The 14,441-nt window shown below is 71.3% G+C and carries 15 protein-coding genes; 9 read left to right on the top strand and 6 right to left on the bottom strand.

Annotated elements, in window-relative coordinates; all coding sequences use genetic code 11:
* Window positions 1-2 precede the first annotated feature (2 nt).
* The gene (locus tag ACWF79_RS21375; protein WP_453729760.1) at window positions 3-1,046 is read right to left on the bottom strand and encodes a family 2 encapsulin nanocompartment cargo protein polyprenyl transferase; all 1,044 of its coding nucleotides are present in this window, start codon (window positions 1,044-1,046) and stop codon (window positions 3-5) included.
* 99 nt (window positions 1,047-1,145) lie between these two features.
* Entirely contained in the window at window positions 1,146-2,561 is a 1,416-nt protein-coding gene (locus ACWF79_RS21370) for a family 2B encapsulin nanocompartment shell protein (RefSeq protein ID WP_453729697.1), read from the bottom strand.
* 267 nt (window positions 2,562-2,828) lie between these two features.
* On the opposite strand from ACWF79_RS21370, the gene ACWF79_RS21365 reads away from it, so the two are divergent.
* Together ACWF79_RS21365 and ACWF79_RS21360 are read left to right on the top strand one after the other, a co-directional pair.
* Complete coding sequence (locus tag ACWF79_RS21365) at window positions 2,829-3,419, top strand: N-acetylmuramoyl-L-alanine amidase (RefSeq protein ID WP_453729696.1); 591 nt, start codon at window positions 2,829-2,831, stop codon at window positions 3,417-3,419.
* A gap of 11 nt (window positions 3,420-3,430) precedes the next feature.
* Window positions 3,431-4,324, top strand: a complete 894-nt coding sequence (locus ACWF79_RS21360) for a 1-aminocyclopropane-1-carboxylate deaminase/D-cysteine desulfhydrase (RefSeq protein ID WP_453729695.1) — start codon at window positions 3,431-3,433, stop codon at window positions 4,322-4,324.
* Window positions 4,325-4,373: 49 nt separating this feature from the next.
* On the opposite strand, the gene ACWF79_RS21355 is transcribed toward ACWF79_RS21360, so the two are convergent.
* Entirely contained in the window at window positions 4,374-5,966 is a 1,593-nt protein-coding gene (locus ACWF79_RS21355; RefSeq protein WP_453729694.1) for a Na+/H+ antiporter, read from the bottom strand.
* Window positions 5,967-6,012: 46 nt separating this feature from the next.
* On the opposite strand from ACWF79_RS21355, the gene ACWF79_RS21350 reads away from it, so the two are divergent.
* The 3 genes from ACWF79_RS21350 to ACWF79_RS21340 all read left to right on the top strand — a co-directional run bounded on the left by ACWF79_RS21350 (window position 6,013) and on the right by ACWF79_RS21340 (window position 7,894).
* Window positions 6,013-6,273, top strand: a complete 261-nt coding sequence (locus tag ACWF79_RS21350; RefSeq protein WP_453729693.1) for a UBP-type zinc finger domain-containing protein — start codon at window positions 6,013-6,015, stop codon at window positions 6,271-6,273.
* A 257-nt stretch (window positions 6,274-6,530) separates the two neighbouring features.
* Window positions 6,531-6,944, top strand: a complete 414-nt coding sequence (locus ACWF79_RS21345; protein WP_361436509.1) for an ATP-binding protein — start codon at window positions 6,531-6,533, stop codon at window positions 6,942-6,944.
* On the top strand, window positions 6,941-7,894 hold the full coding sequence (locus ACWF79_RS21340) for an RNA polymerase sigma factor SigF (RefSeq protein ID WP_453729692.1): 954 nt from the start codon (window positions 6,941-6,943) through the stop codon (window positions 7,892-7,894). Before ACWF79_RS21345 ends, ACWF79_RS21340 begins: the two co-directional genes overlap by 4 nt.
* Window positions 7,895-7,930: 36 nt before the next feature.
* Here ACWF79_RS21340 and ACWF79_RS21335 read toward each other — a convergent pair whose 3' ends face one another.
* The gene (locus ACWF79_RS21335; RefSeq protein ID WP_453729691.1) at window positions 7,931-8,344 is read right to left on the bottom strand and encodes a hypothetical protein; all 414 of its coding nucleotides are present in this window, start codon (window positions 8,342-8,344) and stop codon (window positions 7,931-7,933) included.
* Between the two features lie 104 nt (window positions 8,345-8,448).
* Here ACWF79_RS21335 and ACWF79_RS21330 point away from each other — a divergent pair, with 104 nt between their 5' ends.
* The gene (locus ACWF79_RS21330) at window positions 8,449-9,417 is read left to right on the top strand and encodes a diacylglycerol/lipid kinase family protein (RefSeq protein ID WP_453729690.1); all 969 of its coding nucleotides are present in this window, start codon (window positions 8,449-8,451) and stop codon (window positions 9,415-9,417) included.
* A 315-nt stretch (window positions 9,418-9,732) separates the two neighbouring features.
* Window positions 9,733-9,990 (top strand): WhiB family transcriptional regulator, encoded by a 258-nt coding sequence (locus ACWF79_RS21325; protein WP_003953983.1) that lies wholly within the window; start codon window positions 9,733-9,735, stop codon window positions 9,988-9,990.
* A 149-nt stretch (window positions 9,991-10,139) separates the two neighbouring features.
* Here the strand turns inward: ACWF79_RS21325 and ACWF79_RS21320 are convergent, their stop codons facing one another.
* Both ACWF79_RS21320 and ACWF79_RS21315 read right to left on the bottom strand, forming a co-directional pair.
* The gene (locus ACWF79_RS21320) at window positions 10,140-11,621 is read right to left on the bottom strand and encodes a PAS domain-containing sensor histidine kinase (RefSeq protein WP_453729759.1); all 1,482 of its coding nucleotides are present in this window, start codon (window positions 11,619-11,621) and stop codon (window positions 10,140-10,142) included.
* 370 nt (window positions 11,622-11,991) lie between these two features.
* Window positions 11,992-12,600 (bottom strand): TetR/AcrR family transcriptional regulator, encoded by a 609-nt coding sequence (locus tag ACWF79_RS21315; protein WP_453729689.1) that lies wholly within the window; start codon window positions 12,598-12,600, stop codon window positions 11,992-11,994.
* An 84-nt stretch (window positions 12,601-12,684) separates the two neighbouring features.
* Here ACWF79_RS21315 and ACWF79_RS21310 point away from each other — a divergent pair, with 84 nt between their 5' ends.
* A complete protein-coding gene (locus tag ACWF79_RS21310) occupies window positions 12,685-13,443 on the top strand; it encodes an SDR family oxidoreductase (RefSeq protein ID WP_453729688.1) in 759 nt (252 codons plus the stop codon).
* A gap of 171 nt (window positions 13,444-13,614) precedes the next feature.
* On the top strand, window positions 13,615-14,400 hold the full coding sequence (gene nagB / locus ACWF79_RS21305; protein ID WP_453729687.1) for a glucosamine-6-phosphate deaminase: 786 nt from the start codon (window positions 13,615-13,617) through the stop codon (window positions 14,398-14,400).
* The last annotated feature ends 41 nt before the right edge of the window (window positions 14,401-14,441 follow it).

Below are 14,441 nucleotides of genomic sequence, written 5' to 3'. Positions count from 1 at the left end.
GGTCACCGCGTCCGGCGCGTCACGAACTCCGCCAGGGCCAGCAGGTCTCCGGCCGCCGCCGGATCCGGTACCGCCCGGGACAGGTGCTGCACCGCGCGGGCCATCCGGTCGGCCGCCTGGGTCTGCGCCCAGTCGCGGCCGCCCGCCCGCTCGACCGCGTCCGCCGCCGCCCGTACGGCCGCCGCGTCGAGTTCCTTACGGGCGTACAGCTCGGCCAGCTCCTGCGCCGCCGCCGTGCCCGAGGCGAGCGCCGCCACCACCGGCAGCGACTTCTTGTGGGCGGCGAGGTCCGCGCCCGCCGGCTTGCCCGTGCGCCCGGGGTCGCCCCAGATGCCCATCAGGTCGTCGATGAGCTGGAAGGCGAGCCCGGCCTCCCGGCCGAACGCGTCCATCGCCGCGACCTCCTCCTCGCCCGCGCCCGCGTACAGCGCGCCGAGGGCGCAGGCACAGCCGAGCAGGGCGCCCGTCTTGGCGGTGGCCATCGCCGTGCACTCCTCCAGGGTCACCTCGCGCGCGCCACGGTGCTCGAAGGCGCAGTCCGCCTGCTGGCCGGCGCAGAGCTCGATGACACAGGCGGCGAGCCGGGCCGAGGCGGCGGCCGAGGCAGGGTGGCCGTCCTCGGCGAGCAGCCGGAGCGCCAGCGCGAACATGGCGTCACCCGCGATCAGCGCGTCGGGGATGCCGAACACCGTCCAGGCCGTCGGCCGGTGCCGGCGGGTCGGGTCCTCGTCCACGATGTCGTCGTGGAGCAGCGTGAAGTTGTGCGCGAGCTCCACGGCGGCGGCGGCCCGCACGGCGGGCGCCGGGTCACCGCCGAGCGCGCGGGTGGCGGCGAGCACCAGGGCGGGCCGGATCGCCTTGCCCGTCTGCCCGGAGGCCGGCGAGCCGTCGGCCTGCTCCCAGCCGAAGTGGTACATCGCCACGCGCCGTATGGAGCCTGGCAACGACTCGATGGTCGAGCGCAGTTGAGGATGGACGACTACGCGTGTCTGGTCGAGGAGCGCCACGGCGCCCTGGGTGTCGCCCACGGCGTCCGGCCGAGTCATGGTCACACTTCCCCCTCATTCGTGAGTCGCTTGGCGTGCGGCGTGGTGGCGGGGGGCTCGTCGGCGCGGCCCCCCGCCACGGTCACCGGGGCCGGCGCGTCAGCGCCAGCGGCTGACCTCCACGTTCTCCAGGACTCCGAGCGCGTCGGGCACGAGGATCGCGGCCGAGTAGTAGGCCGTCACCAGGTAGGAGATGATCGCCTGCTCGTCGATGCCCATGAAGCGCACGGAGAGGCTGGGCTCGATCTCGTCCGGAAGGCCCGTCTGGTGAAGCCCGATCACGCCCTGGTCGGCCTCGCCCGTACGCATGCAGATGATGGACGTGGTCCGGGCGTCCGAGATCGGGATCTTGTTGCTCGGGAAGATCGGGACACCGCGCCAGGTCGGGATGCGGTTCCCGTTGATCTCGATGGACTCCGGGACGAGACCCCGCCGGTTGCACTCGCGGCCGAAGGCGGCGATCGCGCGCGGGTGGGCGATGAACATCTTCGAGCCCCGGCGCCGGGAGAGCAGCTCGTCCATGTCGTCGGGGCTGGGCACGCCGTCGTGGGGCTGGAGGCGCTGGCCGTAGTCGCAGTTGGAGAGCAGGCCGAACTCGCGGTTGTTGATCAGCTCGTGCTCCTGGCGCTCGCGCAGCGCCTCGACCGTGAGCCGCAACTGCTGCTCGGTCTGGTTCATCGGCTGGTTGTAGAGGTCGGCGACGCGGCTGTGGACCTTCAGGACCGTCTGCGCGACCGACAGTTCGTACTCGCGCGGCGAGGCGTCGTAGTCCACGTACGTGTGCGGGACGACCGCCTCGCCGACGTGGCCGGCGGAGAGGTCGATCGCGGCCTCGCCGAACTTGTTGGTGCGCTGGTGGGGCAGGGCGGCGACGCTCGCGAGGTGCTCTGCGAGCGAGGTGGCCCGCTCGGCGAGGTTGCGCACGTCGTCGTGGGTGAGTTCGAGGACGGTGCAGGCGGTGGCCGCGCGGGCGGTCCACTCCCACGTGGCGTCCGGGTGGGTCAGCGCGCTGTCACCGAAGTGCGCGCCGTCGGCCAGGACTCCGAGGACCGCCTCGTCGCCGTACGGTCCCTCGCCGATCTGCTCGACCTTGCCGTGCGCCAGGAGGTGGACGCGGTCGGTGGGCGCGCCCGCGGCGGCGATCACCTCTCCGGCCGCGTACTCGCGCTGGCGGCAACGGGAGGCGAGTTCGGTGAGGGCCTCCTCGTCGTCGTAGCCGCGCAGCGCGGGGAGTTCGCCGAGCTCCGCGGGGATGACCGCGACGCGCTCGCCGGTCTGGACGAAGGTGACGCGGCCGTCGCCCACGGAGTAGCTGAGCCTCCGGTTCACCCGGTAGGTGCCGCCCTGGACCTGCACCCACGGCAGCATCCGCAGCAGCCACCGTGAGGTGATCTCCTGCATCTGCGGCGCGGACTTGGTCGTGGTCGCCAGGTTCCGCGCGGCGGCGGTACCGAGACTCTGCTGCGGCGTCGCCTGATCCGCGCGGACCTCGTCGCCAACCGAACCAACGGACATGGAACTCCCTCTCGATGTGAATGACCTGCGAGAGGAAGCCTTTCAGCACGGAGAGTGCGGGCGCCATTACACAAATGAGTGGGAGTGATCGGCTTCCGACTGGGCATGCCACTCACTTTCCGCTCGAACAACCCCGCCTCGCCCGCCTCATGGCGCGGTGTCCGGATCGGCTCGCACAGGGCCCGAACAGATGGCTCGCGGGAAAGCCCTCCGGTACTCCGGTACTCCGGCACCGTCCCGGTTCCGCTTTATCCGAAGGAGTCGGCCATGGCCCCACCCATGTCCGCGAGCAGGTTCCTCGACGCGCTGCGCGACGAAGGCCTCTCGGTCGTCGAGGTCGGCGACTGGCGCACCCACAACCGCAACCACAAAGGCCCTTGGGGGCCCGTCCACGGCGTGATGATCCACCACACCGTCACCCGGGGCACCGCGAACACCGTCGCGCTCTGCCGGGACGGCCACAGCACCCTGCCCGGGCCGCTCTGTCACGGCGTGATCGCCAAGAACGGCACGGTCCACCTGGTCGGCTACGGCCGCGCCAACCACGCGGGGGCCGGCGACGACGACGTCCTGCGGGCCGTCATCGCCGAGCAGGGCCTGCCGCCCGACAACGAGGTGACGACGGACGGCAACCGGTACTTCTACGGCTTCGAGTGCGAGAACCTCGGGAACGGCTCCGACCCCTGGCCGAAGGTGCAGCTGGAGGCCATCGAGAAGGCCGCGGCGGCGGTGTGCCGGGTGCACGGCTGGAACCAGCGCTCGGTGCTCGGCCACCTGGAGTGGCAGCCGGGCAAGGTGGATCCGCGCGGCTTCACCATGGCCTCGATGCGGGAGCGGATCGCGGAACGCCTTCGGTAGACAATGGCCGGGTGAACGCGTTCGACCTCTCCCGCCTGCGGCCCCGGCTCCCGTCCCCTCTGGAGCCGGTCGAGGACGAACGGTTCACCCGCCACGGTCTGCGGCTGCTGCTCAAGCGCGAGGACCTGATCCATCCGGACCTGCCCGGCAACAAGTGGCGCAAGCTCGCGCTCAACCTGCGCGCGGCCGGCGGCCGCCCGGTGCTGACCTTCGGCGGCGCGTACTCCAACCACCTGCGGGCGACGGCCGCCGCCGGCCGGCTGCTCGACTTCGACACGATCGGCGTCGTACGGGGCCAGGAGCTGGCCGACCGGCCCCTGAACCCGTCGCTGGCGCGGTGCGCGGCGGACGGGATGCGACTGGTCTTCGTGGACCGTGCCACGTACCGGGCGAAGTCGGATCCGCAGGTGCTGGCCGGACTGCTCGCCCGGTCCCCTTCGGGGACGTACGTCGTCCCCGAAGGCGGCAGCAACGCCCTCGCCGTCGAGGGCTGCGTGGAGCTCGGCCGCGAGCTGCGCGGGGCCGCGGACGTGGTCGCCGTCGCCTGCGGCACCGGGGGCACGCTCGCGGGCCTGGCGGCCGGTCTGGGACCCGGGCGGCGTGCGCTCGGCGTCCCGGTCCTCAAGGGCGGTTTCCTGGGCGAGGAGGTACGGGCGCTGCAGCGCGCCGCGTTCGGCGGCCCGCGGGGCGACTGGAGCCTCGACGAGCGCTTCCACGGCGGCGGTTACGCCCGTACGAACCCGGCGCTCGACGCGTTCGCCGAGGACTTCGAGGCGCGGCATGGACTCGCCATCGAGCGACTGTATGTCGCCAAAATGCTCTACGGACTTGTCGCCCTCGCCGAGGAAGGCGCGTTCCCCCGGGGGACGAGCATCGCGGCGGTCGTCACCGGGGCGCCGGATTGACCGCCACGCGCGCGTGGCGGTCACGGTCCGAGCGGTCGCGCGCCGGACGTCAGCCCTCCTCGCGGTAGGCCGCGGCCTCCTCCAGGTCCAGCCGGCGCAGCAGTGTGCGCAGCATCTCGTCGTCGATCCGGCGCTCGTCCCTCAGCCGTACGAACACCTCGCGCTCGGCCTCGATCATCTCGCGGGCGAGCCGGCGGTAGGTGTCGTCGGCGGTCTCTCCGGTGACCGCGTTGACCGAACCGAGGCGCTCCCACACGGCGTTGCGGCGCCGTTCCAGGACCGTGCGGAGCCGGTCGGAGAGCGGCTGCGGCAGGGCGTTGCGCTCGTCGGCGAGGAGGGCGTCCAGGCGCTCCTCGGCCGCCCGGGACGCCTCGCTCTGGGCCTGCGCCTCGGCCAGGGTCTCCTGATAGGTGTCGCGGGCGGGGAGCTTCAGGAGCCGGATCAGTGGGGGCAGGGTGAGCCCCTGGACGACGAGGGTCCCGATCACGGTGGTGAAGGTGAGGAAGAGGACGAGGTTGCGGGCGGGGAACTCCACCCCGTCCGTCATCACCGGGATGGAGAAGGCGATGGCGAGGGAGACGACGCCGCGCATGCCGGCCCAGCCGACGATCAGCGGCGCCCGCCAGTCCACTCCGGGCTCCCGTTCCCTGATCCGTTCCGACAGCCACCGCGGCAGGAAGGTGGCGGGGTAGACCCAGACGAACCGGACGACGACCACGGCCGCGAAGACCCCCAGGGCGTAACCGGCCGCCTCGGCAATCCCGTACCGCCCGAGGCCCTCGACGACGTACGGCAGCTGGAGGCCGATGAGGGCGAAGACGGCGGACTCCAGGACGAAGGCGACCATCTTCCACACGGCCTCCTCCTGGAGGCGGGTCGCGAAGTCCACCTGCCAGTTGCGGTGTCCGAGGAAGAGGCCGACGACGACCACCGCGAGGACCCCGGAGGCGCCGACCTGTTCCGCCGCCGCGTAGGCGATGAAGGGGATCAGCAGGGAGAGGGTGTTCTGCAGCAGGGCCTCGCCGAGGTGTCGGCGGAGCCAGTGGATGGGCGCCATCAGGACGAGGCCGACGCCGATCCCGCCGACCGCCGCGAGCGCGAACTCGCCGACGCCGCCCGCCCAGCTGATGCCCTCGCCGACGGCGGCGGCGAGAGCGACCTTGAAGGCGGTGATGGCGGTGGCGTCGTTCACCAGGGACTCGCCCTGGAGGATGGTGGTGATCCGGTTCGGCAGCCCCAGCTTGCGGGCGATCGCCGTCGCCGCGACGGCGTCCGGCGGCGCGACGACCGCGCCGAGCACGAGCGCCGCCGTGAGCGGCAGGTCCGGGACGAGGACGTACGCGAGCCAGCCGACGGCGACGGTGGCGAAGAGGACGTACCCGACCGAGAGCAGGGCCACGGGCCGGACGTTGGCCCGCAGGTCGAGGTACGAGGAGTCCACCGCCGCCGTGTAGAGGAGCGGGGGCAGGATGAGCGGCAGGACGATGTGCGGGTCGAGGGTGTAGTCCGGGACCCCCGGCACGTACGCGGCGGCGAGGCCGACGGCCACCAGAAGAAGGGGCGCCGGTACGGGCGTCCTGCGGGCCAGGCCCGCCACGGCGGCGCTCGCCGCCACCAGCCCCACCAACTGCAGTGCGTCCATTCCTCGGCCCCGTCCCCGGCTCGGTCCACCACGTAACCTGGCCATCATGAGCGAGTGCCCGCACGTTGCCGAAATGCCGCGCCCCGAACCGGCGCCGCTGACCGACACCTGTCCCGAGTGCCTGGCCGACGGCACCCACCCCGTCCAGCTGCGGCTCTGCCTCACCTGTGGCCATGTGGGCTGCTGCGACTCCTCGTCGGGACGGCACGCGACCGGGCACTTCTCGACCACCGGCCACCCGGTGATGCGGACCTTCGAGCCGAACGAGCGCTGGCGGTGGTGTTTCGTGGACGGTTCGATCGTCTGAGGGCTGGGTACGACACCCCGGCAATCGGCTGTCCGTCGCTCACAATTGGGCCCCGCAGACCTCTAGCCACTGTCCGTACTCATGGCCTTACCATGAGTGACAGGCGGGGGCGAGGTCCCGAACAGGGCCCACGGCGACACGGCAGCATGGATCGCGATAGCGTCACGGCGGATTGCGCAACCGACTGCGCACCGCCCGGTTCGGGGGGCTTTCTCCCCCCGGGCCCCGAATGAGCTTGTGCCACCTTGGAGGTGAGGGTGTCCCAGATCGCAGGCGAGCCCGGGTCCCAGGACTTCGTGGAAGTCCGGCTGCCCGCTGCGGGTGCCTACCTGTCCGTGCTGCGTACGGCCACGGCCGGTCTCGCGGCGCGCTTGGACTTCACCCTCGACGAGATCGAGGACTTGCGGATCGCGGTCGACGAGGCGTGCGCCATCCTGCTCCAGCAGGCCGTACCGGGCTCCGTCCTCAGCTGTGTCTTCCGGCTGGTCGACGACTCGCTGGACGTCACGGTCTCCGCCCCCACCACGGACGGCCGCGCTCCGGAGCGGGACACCTTCGCCTGGACGGTGCTCTCCGCGCTGGCCGGGAAGGTCGAGTCCTCCGTGGCGGACGACAAGACCGTCTCCATCAGCCTGTACAAACAGCGCGGCGCGGGGCCAGGCCCGGCGTGAGGAGCGGGGACGCGACGGCCGGCATCCCTGAGCAGCAGGCGCGGCCGCATCCGGAGGTCGAGGTCGAGGTCGCTACGGAGCAGGCGGTCCAGATGAGCGAGCACGAGCAGCACAACGAGGTCCCGAAGGACGCCGAGCCGCAGAAGGCCAAGGCCGTGCCCGAGGTTTTGGACGCCCCGCAGGAGGCTCCGGATCCGCACGACCGGAGCGGGGCACGCGCGCTCTTCATCGAGCTGCGGGCGCTCCCCGAGGGCTCTCCGGCCAAGGCGGAGCTGCGCAACCAGCTGGTGCGGATGCACCTGCCGCTGGTCGAGCACCTGGCGCGGCGGTTCCGCAACCGGGGCGAGCCGCTGGACGACCTGACGCAGGTCGCGACGATCGGTCTGATCAAGTCGGTGGACCGCTTCGACCCGGAGCGGGGCGTCGAGTTCTCGACGTACGCGACACCGACGGTGGTCGGCGAGATCAAGCGGCACTTCCGGGACAAGGGCTGGGCGGTGCGCGTGCCGCGCCGGCTCCAGGAGCTGCGGCTCTCGCTGACGACGGCGACGGCGGAGCTGTCCCAGCTGCACGGCCGCTCACCGACGGTGCACGAGCTGGCGGAGCGGCTCGGGATCTCCGAGGAGGAGGTCCTGGAGGGCCTGGAGTCGGCGAACGCCTACTCGACGCTCTCCCTGGACGTGCCGGACACGGACGACGAGTCCCCGGCGGTCGCGGACACCCTCGGCGCGGAGGACGAGGCCCTGGAGGGCGTCGAGTACCGGGAGTCGCTCAAGCCGCTCCTGGAGGACCTGCCGCCCCGGGAGAAGCGGATCCTGCTGCTTCGCTTCTTCGGCAACATGACCCAGTCGCAGATCGCGCAGGAGGTCGGCATCTCGCAGATGCACGTCTCCCGGCTGCTGGCCCGCACGCTGGCCCAGCTGCGGGAGAAGCTCCTCGTCGAGGAGTAGGAGGTCGAGGAGCAGGAAGCAGGACGGTTACGTACGTCACGCCTCGCCGCGGCGGCCGATGCCCAGGGCCTCGGTCGTCGCGGGGTTCACGAGGAGCACCAGGCCGGTGACGGCGAGGGCGGCGAGGGCGATGCCGCCGGGGATCAGGGCGCTGTTCGCCTGGAGGAGCTGCCAGGCGACCGGCAGGGCCAGGATCTGCGTGATGATCGCCGGCCCCCGGCTCCAGCTCCGGCGCAGCAGCAGGCCGCGCGCGGCGGCGCCCGGGATGAGGCCGAGCGCGATCAGGGTCGCCCCGCCCATGACCGCCTGCGACAGGCCGTCGGGGTCTCCGGTGAGCGCGGTGACGAGGACGTACACGCCCCCGATCATCAGCGCGAGGGCCTCGATTCCGGCCACCGCGGCCGCCGCGGTCAACCGGACAGGGCGGGGGGTCTGCTCCGTACTGCTCATACCCGGCAGGGTAGCCGGGACCGCGGGGCGACCCTCGGACCAGGGCCGTCCGGCAGGTGGCCACGAGTGGGAACGAGTACCGCCGGGTAGGTACCCTGGCGGCCATGCGCGCACTTCTCGTGGTCAATCCGGCAGCCACCACCACCAGTGCTCGCACCCGTGACGTCCTCATCCACGCCCTCGCGAGCGAGATGAAGCTGGAGGCCGTCACCACCGAGTACCGGGGCCACGCCCGCGACCTCGGCCGCCGGGCCGCCGAGTCCCGGGACGTGGAGCTGGTCGTCGCCCTCGGTGGCGACGGGACGGTGAACGAGGTCGTCAACGGACTGCTGCACGGCGGTCCGGATCCGGACCGGCTGCCCGGTCTCGCGATCGTGCCCGGCGGCTCCACCAATGTCTTCGCCCGCGCGCTCGGACTGCCCAACGACGCGGTCGAGGCGACGGGCGCGCTGCTCGACGCGCTCCGTGAGCGCCGTGCACGGACGGTGAGCCTCGGGCTGGCGTCCGGCACGCCGGGGACCGAGGACGAGGGTGTCCCGTCCCGCTGGTTCACCTTCTGCGCCGGCTTCGGTTTCGACGCCAGTGTCATCGGGCGGGTCGAACAGCAGAGGGAACGCGGCAAGAGATCCACGCACGCCCTGTACCTCCGCCAGGTGTTCCGCCAGTTCCTGGAGGAGCCGAACCGCCGGCGCGGGACGATCACCCTGGAGCGCCCCGGCGAGGACCCGGTCGAGGAGCTGGTCCTCTCCATAATCTGCAACACCTCCCCCTGGACCTACCTGGGCAATCGTCCGGTGTACGCGTCCCCGGAGGCATCCTTCGAGACCGCCCTCGACGTCCTCGGACTGAGCCGTCTCTCGGCCCCGGCGGTGGCCCGGTACGCCACCCAGCTGCTCACTTCGAGCCCCGAGCGCGGCCCGCACGGCAAGCACGCCCTGTCTCTGCACGATCTGACGGACTTCACCTTGCATTCGAAGGTTCCGCTCCCGTTGCAGATGGACGGAGACCACCTGGGACTGCGTACGAGCGTGACGTTCACAGGCGTTCGCCGTGCACTGCGTGTGATTGTGTGAGTGGAAGGGCCGAAAGTCCTTTCACTCGAACGTTTAGGCTGCCATCCACCCCTTAGAAGTACGGCTGTGACCTAGCCGACACCGAGGAATCAAAAAAAACTTTCCGGAAGGGGTTGTATCCGCCCCTGGGGTTTGGGAGTCTCTTCTTGGCGATCGGGACGGCCCGCAAGACCGGCCTCCACTGAGAGTCAGAACCCCTCCTCAATCCAAGGACCACGTCAGTCCATCTGACAGTCGGCCCTTCCCTTGCGGGGGGATTCGTGAAAGCGTTCACATTCACAAGCAACCCGCACGTAACCAAGAGAGGTAGCAGCCATGGACTGGCGTCACAACGCCGTTTGTCGTGAGGAAGACCCCGAGCTGTTCTTCCCCATCGGCAACACCGGTCCTGCGCTGCTGCAGATCGAGGAAGCCAAGGCCGTCTGCCGCCGCTGCCCCGTCATGGAGCAGTGCCTGCAGTGGGCGCTCGAGTCCGGCCAGGACTCCGGCGTCTGGGGTGGCCTCAGCGAGGACGAGCGCCGCGCCATGAAGCGCCGCGCCGCTCGCAACCGGGCGCGCAACGCCAGCGCCTGAACACCCTGACAAGCCTGAGGCAAGCGGCGCGTACATCGCGTACGCAATCACCGCCCCCGAGCCGCAGCGCGCAGCAGTAACCCACAGCATTCGAGCCCCGGACCGATCTCCTTCGGTCCGGGGCTCGCTGCTGCGTGCCTGTCACTCGCTCACTTCTGCGGCTGTACAGGGATGTCGAGGACGACCCTGGTGCCGCGCTCCGCGCCCGGCTGCATGTCGAAGGTGCCGCCCAACTCCCCCTCCACCAGCGTCCGTACGATCTGCAGGCCGAGGTTTCCGGCGCGCTGCGGGTCGAAGCCCTCGGGCAGACCGCGACCGTCGTCCTTGACCGTGATGAGCAGCCGCGCGTCGGCGCGGGGTTCCCCGCGGACCGCCGTGACCTCGACCGTGCCGTGCTCCCCCGGCGCGAAGGCGTGCTCCAGGGCGTTCTGGAGGATCTCGGTGAGGACCATGGAGAGCGGGGTGGCGACCTCGGCGTCGAGGATGCCGAAGCGGCCGTTGCGCCGGCAGGTCACCTTGCCCGGAGAGATCTCGGCGACCATCGCGATCACCCGGTCGGCGATCTCGTCGAACTCCACCCGCTCGTCCAGGTTCTGGGAGAGCGTCTCGTGCACGATGGCGATCGAACCGACCCTGCGTACGGCCTCGTTGAGGGCCTCGCGGGCGCTCCTTCCACCTGCGGCGGCAGTGTCCATCCGGCGGGCCTGCAGGCGCAGCAGCGCGGCCACGGTCTGGAGGTTGTTCTTCACCCGGTGGTGGATCTCCCGGATGGTGGCGTCCTTGGTGATCAACTCGCGCTCGCGGCGTCGCAGTTCGGTGACGTCACGGAGCAGGACGAGCGAACCGATGCGGGTGCCCTTGGGCTTGAGCGGGATCGCGCGCAGCTGGATCACACCCCCGTTGCCCTCGACCTCCGCCTCGCGCGGGGCGTAGCCGGAGGCCAGTTTGACCAGGGCCTCGTCGACCGGGCCGCGGGAGGGGGCGAGTTCGGCGGTGATCTGACCGAGGTGCTGGCCGACGAGGTCGGCGGCGAGGCCGAGCCGGTGGTACGCGGAGAGGGCGTTGGGCGAGGCGTACTGGACGATGCCGTCGGCGTCGAGGCGGATCAGCCCGTCACCGGCGCGCGGCGAGGAGTCCATGTCGACGGCCTCCCCAGGGAAGGGGAACGTACCGGCGGCGATCATCTGCGCCAGGTCGGAGGCGGACTGGAGGTAGGTGAGCTCCAGCCGGGAGGGGGTCCGCACGGTGAGCAGGTTGGTGTTGCGGGCGATGACGCCGAGGACGCGGCCCTCACGGCGCACGGGGATGGACTCGACCCGTACGGGAACCTCCTCGCGCCACTCCGGGTCGCCCTCGCGCACGATCCGGCCCTCGTCGAGGGCGGCGTCGAGCAGCGGGCGACGGCCGCGCGGGACCAGGTGGCCGACCATGTCGTCCTGGTACGAGGTCGGGCCGGTGTTGGGCCGCATCTGGGCGACGGAGACGTAGCGGGTGCCGTCCAGGGTGGGGACCCAGAGGACGAGGTCGGCGAAGGAGAGGTCGGAGAGCAGCTGCCACTCCGAGACCAGCAGGTGCAGCCACTCGAGGTCGGACTCACTCAGAGCGGTGTGCTGGCGGACGAGGTCGTTCATGGAGGGCACAGATGCGAGCGTACCTGCGGAATCGACAGGCGATGAACCTGGATCTCGCGGCGTTCGTGTTGGAGGATGGGCCGGGAACGGGGCCTTGCACATGGATGGACAGACGAGAATGGTCTAGTCCACAATGGCTGGGTAGTGCCCTGTGAAAGACCTCCGCCCTCCCCGCACAGGAGGGCGGACGAGGTGATCGACGCTCTCTGCCCTGACTGCGTCGAGACCTCCGCATACGGCCGTGGACCGCACATCCTCGGCCGGGTAGCTCCGGGCTGCGGTGCCGGACGGGTTGAGGGTCCCGTCGGGCGCCGTAGCCCGCGGGTGTTTCCGGGGGCCTGCCGGCCCGCGGACCTGCGGCCCGGGCCCTTCAGCCCGCGGCGGGAACCGACGGCCAGGACCGCATCGCCGCCTCCGCGACCGCCTCCAGCTCCTCCTTCGTCGCCCCGTCGCGCGCCTGCTGGGACATGCCCTGGAGAACCGCGCCGTAGAGCCGGGCCAGGGTGCCGGCGTCCGTGTCGGCGGGCAGTTCGCCCGTGTCGAGGGCCCGGCGGATCCGCTCCTCGAACGCGGCCAGATTGCGGGCGCGCCGCTCGCGCAGGGCCTGCTCGACCTCGGCGTTCGAGCAGTTGGTCGCGGCGGAGATCATCAGGCAGCCGCGAGGGTGGGACGGATCGGTGAAGAGGCCCGCCGCCTCCCGGAGCATCCGGCCGAGCGCGCCGCGGGCCGTCGGCTCCTCCGCGAGGGCCCTGCCGCCGTACGCGCCGTAACTCACCGCGTACGCCTCCACGACCTCCTCGAACAGGGCCTTCTTGTCGCCGAAGGCGGCGTAGAGGCTCGGGGCGCTGATGCCCATGGCGCGGGTGAGGTCCGCGACGGAGGTGGTCTCGTACCCGTGCTCCCAGAACGCCATCGTGGCCTGCTCCAGAGCCGTGAGGCGGTCGAAGGAGCGGGGGCGGCCGCGCTGTCCTGTCGTCATGACGCCAATTCTATAGCGAGCACTACGGAAGTGGTGTTACGGTCAATTCTGTAACGACCACTACGGAAGTGAGGGGGGCGTCCCATGGGTGCGCTCACGGGCAGGACGGCGCTGGTCACGGGCGGCAGCCGGGGGATCGGGCGGGGCATCGCCGAGCGGCTGGGCCGGGACGGCGCGCGGGTCGCGGTGCACTACGGATCCAACGAGGCGGCCGCGAAGGAGACCGTCTCGGTGATCGAGGCGGCGGGCGGCGCGGCCTTCGCGATCGGCCAGGAGCTCGGGACGGAGGGCGACGCGGCGGCGCTCTGGGAGCGGTTCGACGAGCAGACGGGCGGGGACGGGCTCGACATCCTCGTCAACAACGCGGGGATCGCGGCCTCGAAGCCGTTCGCGACGATCGACGAGGCGGAGTACGACCGGATCTTCGCGGTGAACACGAAGGCGCCTTTCTTCCTCGCGCAGCAGGGCGCGGAGCGGCTGCGCGACGGCGGCCGGATCATCAACGTCTCCACCGGCCTGAGCCACGCCGCCCTGATGCCCGAGCTGATCGCGTACGCGATGTCCAAGAGCGCCCTGGACACCTTCACGCGCTATCTGTCCAAGGTGCTGGGCGGCCGGGGCATCACGGTCAACGCCGTGGCGCCCGGGATCGTGGACACGGACATCAACGCGCACTGGCTGCGCGGCGACGACGAGGCGTGGGCGGGCGCGGCGGCGCTCTCGACGCTCGGGAGGGTCGGCGCGCCCGACGACATAGCCGATGTGGTGGCCTTCCTGGCCTCGCACGACGGGCGCTGGGTGACGGGACAGTGGATCGACGCGACCGGGGGTTCGATCGCCTGACCGGGGCGGGGGTTCAGGTGGCTGCGGGGGCCGTCCCGTTCGACGATGGGGAGGGCACCGCCTGCCGACCGGAAGGGCCTGAGCGGACGGGCTCCGCTCTGCTAGATTGGGCTTTGATTGGTCTATACCACCAGGCCCTCACCAGCCCCTCACCAGATCGGCAGGCACAGCGTGGAAGTTGTCATCGTCCCGGACGCCAGGGCAGGCGGAGAGCTGATCGCGGACGGCATCGCCGGCCTCCTGCGCCGCAAGCCCGACGCTCTGCTCGGCGTTGCCACCGGCTCTACTCCGCTGCCCATCTACGAGGCCCTGATCGCCCAGGTCATGGCCGGTTCCGTGGACGCCTCGCGCGCCCGGATCGCTCAGCTCGACGAGTACGTCGGTCTGCCCACCGGGCACCCGGAGTCCTACCGCTCCACGGTGCTGCGTCAGGTCGTCGAGCCGCTCGGGCTCTCGCCGGACGCCTTCATGGGCCCGGACGGCTCGGCAGAGGACGTCCAGGCGGCCTGCGAGGCCTACGACCTGGCCCTGCGCGAGGCGGGCGGGGTCGACCTGCAGATCCTCGGCATCGGGACCGACGGGCACATCGGCTTCAACGAGCCGTGCTCCTCGCTGGCCTCCCGGACGCGGATCAAGACGCTCACCGAGCAGACCCGCGTCGACAACGCGCGCTTCTTCGACAACGACATCGAGCAGGTGCCGCACCACGTCATCACCCAGGGCATCGGCACCATCCTGGAGGCCCGGCACCTGGTGCTCCTGGCCACCGGCGAGGGCAAGGCCGACGCCGTGGCCCAGACCGTCGAGGGTCCGGTCGCCGCGGTCGTGCCGGCCTCCGCGCTGCAGCTGCACCCGCACGCCACGGTCGTGGTGGACGAGGCCGCCGCCTCCAAGCTGAAGCTCGCGGACTACTTCCGCCACACCTTCGCCAACAAGCCCGCCTGGCAGGGCATCTAGCGTCCCGGTACGGAAAGAGGGGCCCGGCACCTGGTTCAGGC

The organism is Streptomyces sp. NPDC054975, assembly GCF_053609105.1.
The sequence above is the reverse complement of the archived record's forward strand: the minus strand, read 5'-3'. Positions and strand labels throughout refer to the sequence as shown.